Annotated in this window: 9 protein-coding genes; all 9 read left to right on the top strand. The window is 59.9% G+C overall.

Annotated features, from left to right (window positions below; all coding sequences use genetic code 11):
* Positions 1–81 precede the first annotated feature (81 nt).
* The 9 genes from HW273_RS08340 to HW273_RS08300 all read left to right on the top strand — a co-directional run bounded on the left by HW273_RS08340 (position 82) and on the right by HW273_RS08300 (position 15,508).
* Entirely contained in the window at positions 82–2,160 is a 2,079-nt protein-coding gene (locus HW273_RS08340) for a methyl-accepting chemotaxis protein (protein ID WP_179011424.1), read from the top strand.
* Positions 2,161–2,330: 170 nt separating this feature from the next.
* Positions 2,331–3,122: a prepilin peptidase gene (locus HW273_RS08335; protein ID WP_179011422.1), complete on the top strand. Its 792-nt coding sequence runs from the start codon at positions 2,331–2,333 to the stop codon at positions 3,120–3,122.
* A 281-nt stretch (positions 3,123–3,403) separates the two neighbouring features.
* The gene (pilM, locus tag HW273_RS08330; protein WP_179011420.1) at positions 3,404–4,441 is read left to right on the top strand and encodes a pilus assembly protein PilM; all 1,038 of its coding nucleotides are present in this window, start codon (positions 3,404–3,406) and stop codon (positions 4,439–4,441) included.
* Between the two features lie 60 nt (positions 4,442–4,501).
* On the top strand, positions 4,502–5,443 hold the full coding sequence (locus HW273_RS08325) for a hypothetical protein (RefSeq protein ID WP_179011418.1): 942 nt from the start codon (positions 4,502–4,504) through the stop codon (positions 5,441–5,443).
* A 12-nt stretch (positions 5,444–5,455) separates the two neighbouring features.
* Positions 5,456–6,226: a hypothetical protein gene (locus HW273_RS08320; RefSeq protein ID WP_179011416.1), complete on the top strand. Its 771-nt coding sequence runs from the start codon at positions 5,456–5,458 to the stop codon at positions 6,224–6,226.
* Complete coding sequence (locus tag HW273_RS08315) at positions 6,227–7,171, top strand: hypothetical protein (protein ID WP_179011414.1); 945 nt, start codon at positions 6,227–6,229, stop codon at positions 7,169–7,171.
* A 3-nt stretch (positions 7,172–7,174) separates the two neighbouring features.
* Positions 7,175–7,534, top strand: coding sequence for a hypothetical protein (locus HW273_RS08310; RefSeq protein WP_179011412.1), 360 nt, complete (start codon positions 7,175–7,177; stop codon positions 7,532–7,534).
* 19 nt (positions 7,535–7,553) lie between these two features.
* Positions 7,554–8,174, top strand: a complete 621-nt coding sequence (locus tag HW273_RS08305) for a prepilin-type N-terminal cleavage/methylation domain-containing protein (protein WP_179011410.1) — start codon at positions 7,554–7,556, stop codon at positions 8,172–8,174.
* A gap of 32 nt (positions 8,175–8,206) precedes the next feature.
* Entirely contained in the window at positions 8,207–15,508 is a 7,302-nt protein-coding gene (locus tag HW273_RS08300) for a hypothetical protein (protein WP_179011408.1), read from the top strand.
* Positions 15,509–15,555: the final 47 nt, after the last annotated feature.

The following is a 15,555-nucleotide window of genomic DNA, read 5'->3' as shown; positions in this document are numbered from 1 at the left end:
ATGGGCTGTGCTCACCGGCAGATCAGTCTGAGAATACAGAGAAATGCAGCACTTCTGTACATTTCATGGAGGAAACAGAAAATGAAGAGGAAAGAAAAAAGCGGGAGGGATACCGCGAAGAAAAAGTATCATAGCATTGTCACAGATCTCTCCGTGTCGATCGTTGCCCTGTCTGCCTTTGCGGTAACGGTGCTTTGCGTGGTTTTTGCGCTGCTTTTTAATGCCAATATCAAGACGACGCTGAAAAAACAGGTTTCATCCGGGGCGGAGGCGAACGCGCTGACGCTGGAGAAATACATCGGAGAGATGCAGGTCTACGCTGAAACCATGGCGGATTCCTTCGCGAATTTCAGAATAATGGGAGAGGCGCAGGGCGGTGCGATGATTCGCGGCACGCTGATGAGCGTGGTGAACTCGGGCAGGGTCTACTCCGCTTATGCCGCCTTTGAGCCGAATGCATTTTTCACGAGCACGCCGAGGGGACTGTCCTATTACGCCTACAATCTCGGCGGCGGGACAGAGGTGACTACGGCGAATGATTACGATAGCTATTCGTCTGGAGAGTATTATCAGATCACCAGGGAAACGCAGAAGATTCATGTCACGGAGCCATATCAGTACACGATGCCGGACGGGTCGAATATCTGGATGATCACGCTGAGCGCGCCGATTTATGTCAACGGGGAGTTCGTCGGTGTGGCGAACTGTGACATTCTGGCAGATTCCCTGAACAGTCTCTGCTATGAGTGCAACGGCTTTCAGAAGCGGTATCAGAGTTTTGTGGATGCCAAGAACCTGACGGTTATGAACAGCCTGAAGCCGGAGCTCGCCGGGCAGCCCAGCGGTGCAGAGGCGCAGATTTCCCGCATTAAAAACGGAGAAAGCCAGGTGATCGATCGTTCCTACGATCCGGTGCTCGGGGAGGAGGCAGCGTACTGCTATACTCCGGTCACCGTCGAGGGAACGGACATGGAGTGGTATTCCGGCTTCGTTGTGAGCTATGCGGAGGTGCAGAAGCCGCTGATTCGTGCGATCCTTTTCGTGATTGTCTTCGGCCTGTTCGGCATCGCGCTGATGGGTGTGCTCTGCGTGCGCTTCCTCCGCAGGAGCATGGCACCGCTGAAGCCTCTGTCCAAGCTGGCGGACAGCATCAAGAATTTTCAGCTGGATCAGATCGACACGGAGGTTAAGTATCCGAACAATGAGATCGGAGAAATGGCAGCACGCTTCACGGAGATGGCGGAGCATCTGGTGCTCATCATACGGGATATCGATTATCTTCTGGATGCGCTGGCAGACGGGAACTTTGCGATAAAGAGCGAGAATCGTAAGCATTATGTCGGCTCGCTGCAGCATCTCCTCCTGTCGATGCGGAAGATACGGGATCGTCTCGGCGTGTCGCTCTCGGTGGTGAAGACCTCGACAGAGCAGATTGCCGGTTCCTCCTCACAGATTGCCGATGCAGCACAGGCACTCGCGCAGGGCGCTTCGGAGCAGGCATCCTCTCTGGAGGAGCTGACCTCAATGGTGAACGCGATTAACGATGATGTGCGGAACAATGCGAAGTCCGCGGAGGAGGCAAGCGCCTTCGCCGGAAATGCCAGAAGTGCGATTGAGGCAAGCAATCGGGAGATGCTGAGCCTGAAGGATGCGATGGACGAAATCGCCGATTCCTCCATGCAGATCCAGACGGTTATCGGTATGATCGATAATATTGCGTTCCAGACCAATATTCTGGCGCTGAATGCGGCGATCGAGGCTGCGCGCGCCGGAGAGGCAGGAAAAGGCTTCGCCGTCGTGGCGGACGAGGTGCGGAATCTCGCGCAGAAGTCGGCGGAGGCGGCGCAGAGCACCGGAACGTTGATTACGACCTCGGTAGAGGCGGTGGAGAAGGGCAGAGGCATCGCGGCAGAGACCGCGGAGGCGCTGCTCCGGGTTGCGGAGTATGCGGACAAGACGCGTGAGATGATCAGCAGCATTTCAACAGCCTCCGGGAAGCAGGCAGATGCGATCGACCAGATCAATATCGGCCTGACGCAGATTTCCTCCGTCGTGCAAACCAATTCCTCTACCTCCGAGCAGAGCGCGGCGGCTTCCTCCGAGCTTTCCAACGAGGCGGAGAAGCTTCGGGAGATGGTAGCACCGTACAAGTTCGCCTGAGGAACCAAGGCTCGTTTCCCTGCACGGGAAGCGGGCCTTTTCCGGAAGGACGACCGCATGTCGCAGTGCTGGAAATTCCCGCATGGGTGTTATATACTTGTATAAGTTCCTGTCAGGCGGCGGAATATCCGCCGTGTTTTAATATGGACATTGCGCGGAGGAGAATGGAAATGACGATAGAAGCGGCGTATACTCTGTATCTTTCCACTCTCGCTTTTTTTCTCGGTGCGGCATTCGGGAGCTTTCTGGACTGCATGGCGGTACGCGCTGTGAGGGGCGAGACTGTTCTTTGGGGACGCTCACGCTGCGGCTGCTGCGGACATGTTCTCGGCGCGCCGGAGCTCGTACCGGTGCTGTCCTATCTATTTCTTCGCGGGAGATGCCGGCATTGCGGAAAGCGGATCTCTGCGGAGAGCCTGTATTGCGAGCTTGCGCTGGGCGTGGTTTATCTGCTTCTGTATCTCCGCTTCGGGCAGAGCGTCCTGACCCTCCGCTATATGGCGCTCTGCGCTGTACTGCTGGAGCTGTCCCTCATCGACCTGAAAAGCTATACGATTCCGGATGCGGCGATTCTGACAGGGCTCGCGATCTGGTTCTGTACTCTGCCATTCACATCCGGCGCGCCGGGGATCTGCCCCACGCTCCCGGAAGAGCTGCTGTACTCTCTGCTCGGCGGCTTCGGGCTCTTCCTCTCTCTGCTCCTGCTTTCGCTGCTCTTCGATCATCTGTCCGGCAGAGAAAGCTTGGGCGGCGGAGACCTGAAGCTTTTTTTTCTGCTGGGACTGTACCTGAAGCCTGCAGCCGGGCTTTTTGCGCTGATTCTGAGCTGTCTTCTGGGGCTCGCCATGGCAGGACTCCTCAGGATGCGGCGAATCCCGTTCGGTCCTGCGATTTCTCTCGCCTTCGTCCTCTCCCTTCTCTTCGGACAGGAGTTCGTCGGCTGGTACCTGCGGGGATTATGATTCACAGTGTCAAAAGTCAGCCCCCACGGGATGCTTGCATCCCGGTGCGGGGAGGACTTTAAGACACGCCCCGCATGGAGCGCGAAGTGACGCGGTAGCGGCATGGGAGCGCGGAATGAGGGGGATTGCGGGAATCGCGAAGCGATGAAGCAATCTGAATCATAAGCAGAATGCGAAAAGTCAGCCCCCACGGGATGCTTGCATCCCGGAGCGGGGAGGACTTTAAGACACGCCCCGCATGGAGCTTTTGCATTTTCAATTAGAAAAGTAGAGGAAACGATATGAAGCCATCCCAATGCCTCGGAATTGATATCGGGAACTACCGCGTGAAGATCTGCTATGTGAACCGCGGCACGGTACAGGATTTTTTCTTAGAGCCGCTGCCGGAGAATATCGTGCAAAACGGCGTGATACAGGCATGGGCAGCGCTGGGAGAATTCCTTCGGGAAATTCTGAAGAAGCATGGGATACGGTGCAGAAACGCGGTTTTTTCGGTGCCGCTGAGTGTCTGTTATCTCCGGAAGCTGGAGCTTCCGCTGATGACGGTCGATCAGCTTAGGACGAATCTTCCCTATGAGTTTCACGACTATATCGCGGAGGAGGCAGGCGAATATTATTACGATTATTCGGTGCTGCAGCGGACGGAGCGCACGCTCGTCATACAGGCGGCGGCGATGTCGAAGCAGCTGATTGACAGATACAGGGAGCTGCAGAGGTTCGCGAAGCTGAATCTGCTGGGACTGATTCCGGAACCGCTCGCCTATCAGCGGCTGCTCCGCCATTATAATGAAGCGAATGCCGTTTCGATGGATCAGGACTATGCGGTGCTGGATATGGGAGAGCAGGCGCTGCGGATTCACTTTTTCAGCGAGGGCTGGTATGAGACGACCCGCACGCTGGAAACCGGCGGGCGGAATGTAGTGGAGAGGGTCTCGGAGCGGAGCGGCTCGGACAGCCACATCGTACGGCTCCGCATCGAGGCGGATCAGGACGGGATACTCGGCTCGGACGAGCTCCGGCAGCTGTACGAAGCAGATGCGGTGCAGCTTATGCGTGTGCTGAACTTCTACAGCTTTAATAATCCGAAAAATACGATCGACGCGCTCTACTGCTGCGGCGGAGGCGTCAATGCCGAACCGATGCTGCACGCCCTGACAGAGCAGATCAGCCTGCCGGTGCGTCTCCTGACCGAGCTCATGGGAACTGTTCCGGAGCCGTATCGGCGGGCGGCAGCGGAGGGGCCACAGGCATATGGCGTGACCCTTCCGTTGGATCACAGCGGGGACATCCCGGCGGAAATACCGGTGGAAGAGGGGTAAGAGGACTTGGCAGCAGCAAAGGGTTATAAAAGAAGAATCAGGCGCAGAGAGAAATATCCGATGAAGCGGGGCATCAATCTTCTGTATCAGAACCGGCATACGGGAGAGACACTGTTCACGCTTCTGGTCTTCGTGCTTTTTATGGGCTTCCTCTTCTTCTTCAGCCGGCATTTCGTGGCAGAGCCGCTCCGGAGAGCGGATCAGGCGGAGGCAGTGTACCATGCGAAAGAGCAGGAGCTGGAGAGGCTGCAGGAGGATAACAGCGTTTATGCGCAGGTTCGTGCGGAATACAGCCACTACGGCAACGGCTACCTGAACGAGACGGAGAGAGCACGGCAGGATCGCATCACGATGCTGAACGTTATCGACGCCCGTATCGGCGGTGGCGGTGATGTGCAGCGCATCTCCATTACGGACAATGTCGTTAGCATTACGATGCGGCTCTCGGACGGGGAGCGCCTGCCGGAGATCCTCGGACGTCTGGAGGAATCAGAGTATGTGAGCTATGTGACCGCCTCTACCGCCGCAACGGTGGAGCAGGATCGCTTCGGGACAGAGAGCGTGCGGCAGGACAGAGGCAGTTATGTCACCGCGGAGATCACCGTCTGCTTCCGGACAGAGGAGGAGGTGAGGAACGCGGTGGCGGCGGGGACGCCCTCCTATGACGCCGTACTGGATGCGGCGCTGCGGGCGAACGGAGAGAATGCCTATGTGCCGGTGCTGCGGGAGAGCCGCGCAGCTGCTGTGCCGTCGGAGGCGGAGCGTCATGCGGACAATGCAGGCAGTACGGCGGGTACGGACAGCACCGCTATGCACCAGGCTGTACGCGTACCGGAGACAGCGGCAGCCTCCCCGGAGGGACAGCGCGGCGGAGAGCGCACGGCAGAGGCTGCACTGAAGCCGACGCAGACGCCGATCCCGACGAAATCTGCGAATGTACAGACCCCGTCGGAGGAGAGCACGGAGATCACGAGTCTGAACAATGGCTATAATCCGAGATAAGCAGGAGGTAAGATGCTGAGCAGAGCCTTTACGAAGAGAGAAAAGCTGCTGATGCTGCTTCTGGCAGTCGTGCTGCTCTGTCTTTTTTACAATCAGTTTGTGAAAAAGCCGGTGGAGAGGCGGATCGCCGCCGCAGATACGACGGAGCTGGAGCAGCAGATCGGGACGGAGGAGAGCCGGGCGGAGCGTATCCGTGCGATGCGGGCGGAGATGGCTGCGAACAGGGACGGCGGCAGCGGCTATGTTTCGACCTACAACAATTTCAATGCGGAGGCAAACGCGCTGAATGAGATCATTCAGGCGGCGGAGAGCTTTCAGTTCAGCTTCCGGCAGCCGGTGGCGACCGAGGATGTCGTGCGAAGGGAGATCGGAATCAGCTTCACGGCGGCGGATTATCGGCTCGCGCGGCAGATACTGCAGCAGATTCACGATCTGGGATATCGCTGTCTGATACAGAATGTGGAGCTCTCCGCGGATCGCGGGCGGCGCTACGATACTTCGCTTCCGGAGGGAGAGCTCTCTTTGGAAAATGCGGCGGTGCGATGCAGCCTGAACGTCATTTTCTATGAGACGCTCTATGACGCGGATACGGAGGAGGGGCTTGCCTATGCGGAGGGCACGGCGCCGGGTAAGCGCGGCGGACTCGCGAACGCGGACGTCTCCGGGATCGTGAGGTCGGATCTGGAAACCGCAGCGGAGTCCTGGGCGAGCGGCGTACTCTACGGGCAGAACGGCACGGGCAGGAATCCTTATGCGGAAAGCTATGCGGCGGAGAGCAGGTAAATGAGGAAGATACGGCGGGGGCTGTCCCGAATCGGGGAAAAGTGCATATCGGAGGCAGGAGCATCGCTCTCGATCGCGCTGCTGTTTTTCGTGCTTTGCGCGGTCTGTGCCTCTGTGATACTGACGGCGGCGAGCACTGCGGCAGGACGTATCCGGCGCATCTCGACGAGCGACCAGAGCTGCTACAGCGTGCGGAGTGCCGCACGCTATCTGAATGAATGCTTCTCGGAGACGGAGCTTCTGTTTCGGGAGACGCGAACCACCGTGCGGACAATCCGCACTGCCGTCCGGCAGAATGCATCCGGGGAGACAGCGGAGACAGAGGAGAGCATACTGCACTACAGTTATACCGCGCCGGAACGCGTCATAGGAAGTACCGCAGAGAGCCTGCAGGAGGGCTTCCTCGGGGACGCGGCGCTCACACTCTATCGGAAGGAGCTCGGCATGGTGCAGCGAGGACAGGCGGAGGAAGCGCTTGTCTATGAGGCAGTGCCGGAGCTTACGGATCTTCCGGATCTTTCGGAGGATGCGGCGGAACGGCTCTGGGCAGCGGAGCTTGGGACAGCGCGTCTTCGCAGCGGGGAAACGGAGCTTCTGCTCCTGCTTCGGGAGAGCGCCGCGGGCACGGCGGATGCCGCGCTCTCTTCTGCGGCGAAGCTTCGCTTCGAGCGGGACGGCGGCATTACCGTCACGGAGCTCTGCAATACGGAGCCGGATGCGGGCGGCGGGCTCGTGAAAAGCAGGAATGCTTATACCATGCAGCTCTCCATTCCCGCGGAGAAGCGCGTGGAGAGACGGATTGTCAGCGAACGCACGGAGGATGACCTGAGCGGAATGAAGGAGGACGGAACCGGTGTACGCGTCACGACGACCACGACGGTGGAGGAAAAGCTGACATCCCTTCTCTGGGGCGTGGGAAGGATCCGGAAAGGAAGGGCAGACTAGGCTATGAGGAGGAAACTGCAGGAGCAGAGCGGAGAGAGCATCGCAGAGGCGCTCCTTTCGACGTTGGTCGTCGCACTGGGGGCGCTGCTCTTCGTGACCGCTGTCTTGGCGGCGCAGCGGATGCTGACGAGGAGCCGGCGGCAGCTCGCGGCATATTATAACAGCGCGCAGACGCTGGAGCAGGGCAGCGGGAGGAAGGAAAGCTACACGATCCGCGTGAGCAGGCGGGACAGCGACGGGAGCCTGCGCCCTGTCATTTCGGAGAAGGGCAGTCCCGCGCAGTTCGAGCGGAGTGTGACGGTCGATACGAATCAGACAGCGGGAGACGGAATCCCCGTTCCGACGGTAAAGACGTACAGGTAGGGGCAGGAGGGAGGCTTCGGTGAGAGAGAGCTTTCGGAAAATACAGAAGCGCTGTAGCGATACGCATGGTTTCACGCTGACGGAGCTGCTCGCGACGGTGCTCCTCGTGTCGATGATGTCGGCTGCGGTGGCGGGCGGTGCAGCGGTTGTACAGCGTTCGCTGGAGCGCATCAGCCTGCAGGCGAACAGCGAGCTGCTGCTCTCGATGACGGTGGAATGGATGAAGGATGAGCTCCGCTATGCGGAGGACGTGAGAGTCGATTCTGACGGCGTGCTGCTGGGGTATCGGAGCGGGAGTGACGGCGGAGAGCGCCGTTTCGAAAATGCGCCGGGGCAGAAGGGGATAGCGCTCCGCTATTCGGCTGCCGCGCCGCCTTTGGGAATGGCAGGGACGGAGGGAAACCGTATTCTCGGGGAACGGGAGCTGCTGCTTGTAGGACAGAGCGCCCGGACGGAGGAGCTTTATGCGGTGCTCGGGAGCGGCACGGAGGGGGTATCCTACGAGCGGTCTGCGAATTGCTTCACGATCGGACAGATCACGGTTTACCGGCGGAATGACGGGAATGGAGAGCCGCTCTCGGAGCTTCGGGATGTGAAGATCAGTCCGGTGAACCGGAGTGCTTTTTTGACGGAAGGCTGAGATACCCCGCTTGGGAGAGAGGGAGAAAACAGGTGAGCAGGATAGAGAAGAAGCTGAAAAGCGCACTGGCGTTCACACTGGTGGAGCTGCTGGCGGCGGCCGCGCTGCTGTCGATTCTGGCCGGACTCTCCTTCACCGCGGTGGTGCAGTACCGGAAAGAGCTGAAATTCATGGAGCTGGAACGGAGCGCGAAGGAGCTTTTCCTCGCGGCGCAGAACCACCTGACACTGTCCGAGCTGGACGGCAGCCTCGACAGGCTCCGGGAAAATGCAGGCAGTGCGCGGCTCGGCTATGCCGGAGCGGACGGGACATATACGGTGATTGTGAGCACGGAGGAGACGAGCGGAAACGCGGAGGATATCCTCGGGCTGCTGCTTCCCTTCGGCGCGATCGACGACTATGTCCGGACAGGCGGCTCCTATCTGATCCGCTACAGCCTCCCGACGGCGACAGTGACGGATGTTTTCTACGCAGACAGCCTGCTCCGCGCGCCGCGGCTCGGCTATGCTTTCACGGGAGGACAGGATCTTAGCGGCACCGGCACACTTTCGCAGGAGCTGGAAAGTGCGAAAGCCAGCCCCGCCTCCGATGCTGCACGGAAAATGCGGAGGGCGTTTCCCGGGGGAAACGGCAGCGCGATGCTCGGCTACTACGGCGGCAGCGCGGACGGCGTCGAGCGGCAGCTTCTCCGAACGGCGGGACTGCGGCTCGTAAACGGCGCGAAGCTCTACGCGGTCGTGGAGGACAGCAATGCGCCTGCTGCGGGAGAGAGCAGGACGGCGGTGACGAAGCTTCACATCCGGGGCGTACAGAGCGGCGCGGAGCAGATCCTCGAGCTTACGGCAGACGGCGGGCGGAGAGCGCGGAACGTATTCAAGGCGGCGCTTGACAACCGATATCTCGTGGTACTGGATGATATCAGCACAGGAAGCGGGACAGACCTTCATTTTGCAAGTCTGTTCCGCGGCGGCGTGCCCGGCATTGAGAGCAGTGCGCCGCTGATTCCCGGGGAGGATATCGAGCTCTATACGGAGGTGAGCGCATCCGGGAAGCTCAGCAATCTGCCGCGGAGTCAGACCCTCACGGTAAACAGCCTCTTCGGTGCGCGGCGGATATCGCGGACGGCGGACGGAACGGAGGCGCTGCGGGACATTACCGTCTCCGACATCCGCCACCTCGAGAATCTGGACGGGACGATCTCCGGCTTCGCGCCGGAGAGCCTGCCGGCATATTTTATGAAAAAAGAGGGAGGCGTCTCCTGCGTAGCGGTACAACAGACGGCGGATCTCTCTTTCTCGCGCTTTCTCTCGGAAAATGCGGCGATCCGGCGGGAGTGGGACAGCAGTGCGCCGGAGGACGCAGAGCTTTTCGGCATCGACACTGCTGCCGGCAGGCGGGGCAATATGCAGCCGGGGTGCTTCCTGCCGCTGAATCTATCCTATCGGCTTCGCTATGACGCAGACTTCTCCGGGGGAGCGGGAGAGAGCGGGAACAGCTCGGGAGACGGCGGAGAGAAAAGCTATGAGCGACGCTTCTATAAGATTTCGGATGTAAATATCGACATGGGCACGAGCCGGGGCGCGGAGAAGCATGCTGGTCTCTTCGGCGTAGTTCGAAGCGACTGCGAGATTTCCCGCCTGCTTCTCGAGAATTTCTCCGTAAAGGCGGCGGATATCGCGGACGCCGGAGCACTTGCGGGGGTCGTGGAGACAGGGGCAAGCCTGTCCGTTGATTCAGTGCTCGTGAAGAGCTATGATCTCTCGGACTATGGCGGGACCCTTCCGGACGGGACTGACGAGGCGTCGAGGCGGAAGCGGAAGGAAACGCTCGAAGCACTGGAGCAGCGGGAGATCGCTGCGGCAGACGGGCAGGCGGGCGGGCTGCTCGGGGAGAGCCGCGGCGCGCTGCGTATCGAGAACAGCAGTGCGAGCGTATATGTCCGATCGGAGAGAGGCGCTGCGGGCGGACTGCTCGGTGCAGCTGCGGGCGGCAGTCTCACGATAGAGCGGAGCTATACGGCAGGGCACAGCCTGAACGGGACGTATCGGGATACGCTGCCGGGGGAAAGTACGGAGCCGGAGAAGGCGCAGGGGCGCGTAAATGTGATTGCCCCTTCCGAGACGGGCGGCGGATTTTCCGGCGCTGCGGGCGGGCTGCTCGGTGCGGTGCGGGATGTCGCTCCGTTTCGCTTACATATTGTGTATGCGACAGGCTCACTGTATGGCGGGCGTTATGCGGGCGGCCTGCTGGGCTATATAGACCCTGCGCAGGGAGGGACGGTCACGAATGCCTACGCGGCGGGCATCAGCATAAGCAGGAGGGAGGGAGACGGGAACTATGTCGGGAGCCTTGCCGCGCAGGTCGGCGACCTCCGGTTTGACAGGGCGTACGGCATCCTCGGGAATACGAGGGGAGGAACGCCGGTAGCGCCGGGACAGAGCGGCATCGAGGAGCTGTCGAGAGGAGACATACGGATTGCAGGCTCGGGCACAGCGCAGGGGAGCGGAAGAAGCGGCAACGAGGATCGGCTCGCCTATCCCTATGATTCGTGGCTCCGCACGCGCTACAGTGCGAAATACAGCTACAGGACGATCTCAGAGCTGCTGGATACGGAGACGGGAAGCGCCGCAGGGAGCGGGACGCTCCCCTATTTCCTGCGTCATCATGTCGGGGACTGGGAAGCGATCGATGGGGAGAGCACGGATACGCTTCTCTATTTCGACAACGCGGCGATCCTTACCGCCCTCATTCTCCAACCGATTTCGGAGGATACAGAGGAGGAGAAGCTGACGCTGGTGCTGTCTGATAGGACGAAGGAGGCAGAGAAGGAGCGGTATCCGATTGAGGTAAAGGCGCTTGGGAGCGGAAAGCCCGAGAGCACCGTGCATGCGCAGAGCGGAAAGGCGGCGCCGCGGAGTAGAGCGGAGGTCCTCATCACAGGGGAGGGGGAGCAGAAGCAGAGATACCTGAAGCTCAGTGTCTTCCTCGACGATATCACGACAGGGGATGGGCATTTTGCGGACATTTCCTCTATTGAACCGGGCAGCGATCTCGTCGGCTATGCCTATGCGGGAGAGAAGGAAGCGGGGGAACAGCGCTATGAGAGAGAGCTGAACGAGCTCGAAAGGGCGGCGCTCTATCAGGCGCTGGCCGGTGAAGCCCCGGACAGCGGAACGGGGGCAGAGAGTGCGGCGCACCTGCGCCGCTTCTTCGGAACGCGGAAATATATGCATAAGGATGAGACGAACAGCCTTTTTGCCTGCTCGGAGCGGGTTGACAGAACTGCCCTCTATGAGCGGAAGGACAGACCGGAGGAGGAGAGAATCGCCTATATTGCGAGCCTCCGGCATTTGCAGAATCTGGACGGCAGGGTATCGGAGCTTCCGGACGGGAAGAAAACATGGGCAGAGCAGATCGAGGCACTCTATGCTGTCTCAAAGGACGGGAGGGCGGGGTTCTTTGACGAGATCAGGAACCGGCGCGGTCTGACGGCGAGCACAGTACTCAGGATCTATGCTGCGGGGGACGGGAAGGCACTCTCTGCAGCGGGCGCTTTTTTCGGCATCCGGAATGAGAGCCTGCACTGCTACAGCGGCAACGGCCACACGATCTCCGACCTCAGGCTGCAATCGGCAGCCCTGGAGGGGGCGGGTGATGCGGCGGCACTTCCGACAGAGGAATCAGAGGCAATGGGGCTCTTCCGCTATCTGGGAGACACACAGCCGAAGCTGGAGATCTGTAATCTGGCGCTCCTTGATGTGGAAGCGCGGGGGCGGCATGCCGGAGCGCTGGCAGGGCTTAATCAGAGCAGCAATCAGCTTCTGCTCTCCCATGTGCTGGTGGAAAATCCTAGGATTTTTGCGGAGGGACATGCCGGCGGAATGGTTGGCTATACCTATTCGAGCTCTAACAGCAGTCTGCGCTTCGAGGACTGCATTGTCCGGAGCGACGAGGCGAGAAGCGCGGCGGCAAACGCTGAGACGGGCAGAATGCTGGTTGTTTCACTGGGAGGGACAGGCTCCGCGGAGCCGGAAACGGACGACGGCATCGGTGCAGCGGGTGTTTCCGGCTGTGCCGGGGGCTTCCTCGGCGTGTCCCGGGGGACGGATCTGCATTTTCAGCGCTGTCTCGCCTATGGAGAGCAGGCGATTGTTCTTACGCTGGGACGCGGCGGGGAGGACAGTGCCGGCGGGCTGGTCGGATCTCTCGTCGGGGGAAGGAACGGCAGCAGCGGCGTGCGTATCCGGATCGAGGATGGAGCGGCATCCGTCTATGTCGATGCACGGAACGGCGGCAGTGCCGGCGGGCTTGCCGGGGCGCTGCATGTCTCTGCAAATCAGAAAAAGGACAATGCCTCCGCGCTGCTGCGCTGTTACAGCGGCGGGCACACCGGAGAGCATGTCTTTCAGGACAGTGCAGCGGTAGGGCTTTCCGGCAGCATAGAGGCAGGGAATCCGAAGCTTGCCGCGCTTTCCGCCTCGGAGATCTATGTGGAGAAGAGGGGCGGCTACAATGTCTATGGGCGGCGCAGCAGCGGCGGACTGCTCGGCACGGCGGACGGCGATGCCTGTATGGAGCTGACGGACTGCTTTTCCGCGGGCTCCGTGAAGAGCAGCGGGAGCACAGGTGAGAGCAGCAGCGGCGGTGCGGTCGGACGTCTGGGGCTTTCGGCAGGGCTTCGTCTAAGGGATAATTATGTGATCGGACGGATATTCGGGACAGGCTCCGCGCTCCGCGGGGCATTCCTCGGCAGGGCGGACAGCGCGCTGTCCGGCGCTTCCCGGAACAACCTCTGTCTCACGGGGATCAGCTATACCGATCAAGCCGGCTATGTCGGCGGCGGCATAGCCCTTCCGCAGAGCGCGTTCGGGAAGACGGGCTTCCAGGAGCTTCGGGGAAAGTCCGGGGAGAGCCTGAGCAGTTTTACCAGACGCTATGAGAACGGGACGGATTATCCGCTTCGGAACCGAACGAAGCTTCCGAGGGAAGAGCGGGGGAGCGGAGATTTAGAAGGGCTCGAGAGCCTAAGACCCGATGCGGTGACGAGAATTGCCTTTTACGGGGATTGGGAGGAGCAGCTTCGGATCGAGAATGGGAACCGGCTGATGCTGCATTACAATGCCGAGGATCGGGAAAGCGCATTCTCGATTCGGATCCGGGGAGAGCAGAGCGGAAGAACCTATTACCTCTACATCGATAAGAATCCGCAGTATAAAAAATGCTGGTTGATGGATGAGAAGGGAGAAAGGGTGGGATGGGCTTCGCAGCTGGATACAAGCATGGTGCAGGATGCGGACGATCCGAACCGCTTCCGTATTTCTCTGGATAATCTTTCGCGGAGAGCGGGAGATTTCCATGGAGTGACCGGCGGCAAATTCTATCCCGGAGAAAATATTTTCATTTCCGTAGCAAAGGGGAGTGAAAATGACAAGGTAACGGAGCTTGCGTACAGCCCGGAGGAAAGGTATAACAGTCTGTTTGAACGGGTGGAAAAGCTGGAGGACGGCAGTCCGAACCATTACAAGGCAATTATCAGCAATTCCCGCCATCTGGAGAATCTGAACGAACGCGGCTCCTCTTTGAACCGGATTCCGCCGGAGGATCTCGCTAAATTTACGGTAGTGGAGGCGGAGCAGGACTGCGACATTATCTGGAGCGATCCGAATTGGTACAAAAGTCCCGGGGAAAGGGTGAGACTGAACAATAAGTATGATCCCTATGTGCAGGAGATGGAGCAGCAAAAGGAATCCTCCAGCATCCATTGGAACAGCTGGACTACGGTGACGGAAAAGGGCGCTTTCTGTCCGCTCGAGATCGACGGAAGACTCGCGCGCTATGACGGGAAGGGACATACGATTTACGGATTGGAGATTGCAGCATACAGTCATACCGGCAGCAATACCGCTCTTTTTGCCAGTATACAGAGGGACTTTGTGCTTTCCGATCTTCGTATTCAGAATATAACGGTCGGCAGCACGACGAATGCTGCGGCGCTTGCTGCGACGGTAAAGGCAGGGAGCTGCCTTACGATCCGAAAGGTCAGCATTGACAACGGAGGAAGCGCGCTTACGCTCGCAGCGGATAACTACTGCGGCGGCTTCGTGGGGTACAGCGAGGGAACAGTGGAGATCACGGATTCTGCATTGCACGCAGACCGCATCTCGATCCGCACGAGCAAAAGCCTCTCTGCCGGGGCTCTGGTCGGAAGATCCGGTCTGCTTTCCATAGAGAATACCCGCGTAACGGCGGACAGAGAGGTGCAGGTCAGCGGGATACAGAATGTGGGCGGGCTTGCCGGAAAGATCACGGAGAGCGCGGTTCTGAAAAACAGCGCGCTTTCCGCGCCGAGGCTTAGGATCCGAAAGGAGAGTACAGGAAACAGCGAGGACAGCGCCGGAGGACTTCTGGGCAGCGTGTCCGGCAGCCTCCGGATCGAGGGCTGCGCAGTGAACAGCCCCGATGCCAGAGTGCTTTCGCTGGCGCAGGGCAATGCCGGCGGACTGGTCGGGACAGCAGCGAATATCCGAGAGCTTCTGCTGACGGACAGCTTCACGGGCGCCGCGGTCTATACGGCAGGGAGCTGGGCATCAGCCAACGGCGGGCTTTTCGGAAGTCTCCGCCTGAACGCGGATGCGCACAGGGCGGGGGATAGCGCTGCCGCGCCGCAGATCGAGAAGTCCTATGTCTCAGGGCATACGGTAAACGGACAGTATGGGGAGAAGACTGCCGTGCCCGAGGGGCCGGATGCGGAGCAGCAGGGGGAGTATTACGGGCAGATCGGCAGGAAGGAGGTCGGCGGACTGCTCGGAACGGTGAGCGGCGGGCAGCTGGAGCTCGTGGAGTGCTTCAGCACGGCATCGATCTATAACCACAGAGCCGCATACCGGTCCCGTTCCGGAGGGCTGGTCGGAGAGGTCGACGGAACCCGTCTCTCGATCCGGAGCTGCTACTTTGCCGGAAAGCTTTCGGACAATGCCGCGAGCAGTCAGGGAGATTATAAAAAGGGCGGGATACTCGGGAATCTCTCAGATGCTTCGCAGCTTGTGACAGCAGACGGGACGGGCTATCTCGCTCTGCTGAATCCTGATCTCGCCGGAATCGGCAGCCTGCCTGTGAATGATCCGAGGCAGCTGCCTGCGCTCGACGCCGCGCGCCTCGGCGATCTGAATCAGGACGGACAGCGGAGCCTCGTTTCCTCGGAGAATACCCATCCCGCGGATGGGATGCTGACGGGACAGGCATACCCGTATGAAATCTGGACGGGCTTTACGGATGAGACGGGGCAGCGCATCCCGCTGTATTATGCCGGGGACTGGTACCTTCCCGCGCCGTAGAGCAGGGAGATTCCCTGCGGAAATGAAAAGACCGGATTCGCCGGAAA

Source organism: Oribacterium sp. oral taxon 102 (assembly GCF_013394775.1).
Classification (GTDB): domain Bacteria; phylum Bacillota; class Clostridia; order Lachnospirales; family Lachnospiraceae; genus Oribacterium.
Note: the sequence above shows the minus strand (reverse complement) of the source record. Positions and strands in the feature narration are given on the sequence as shown.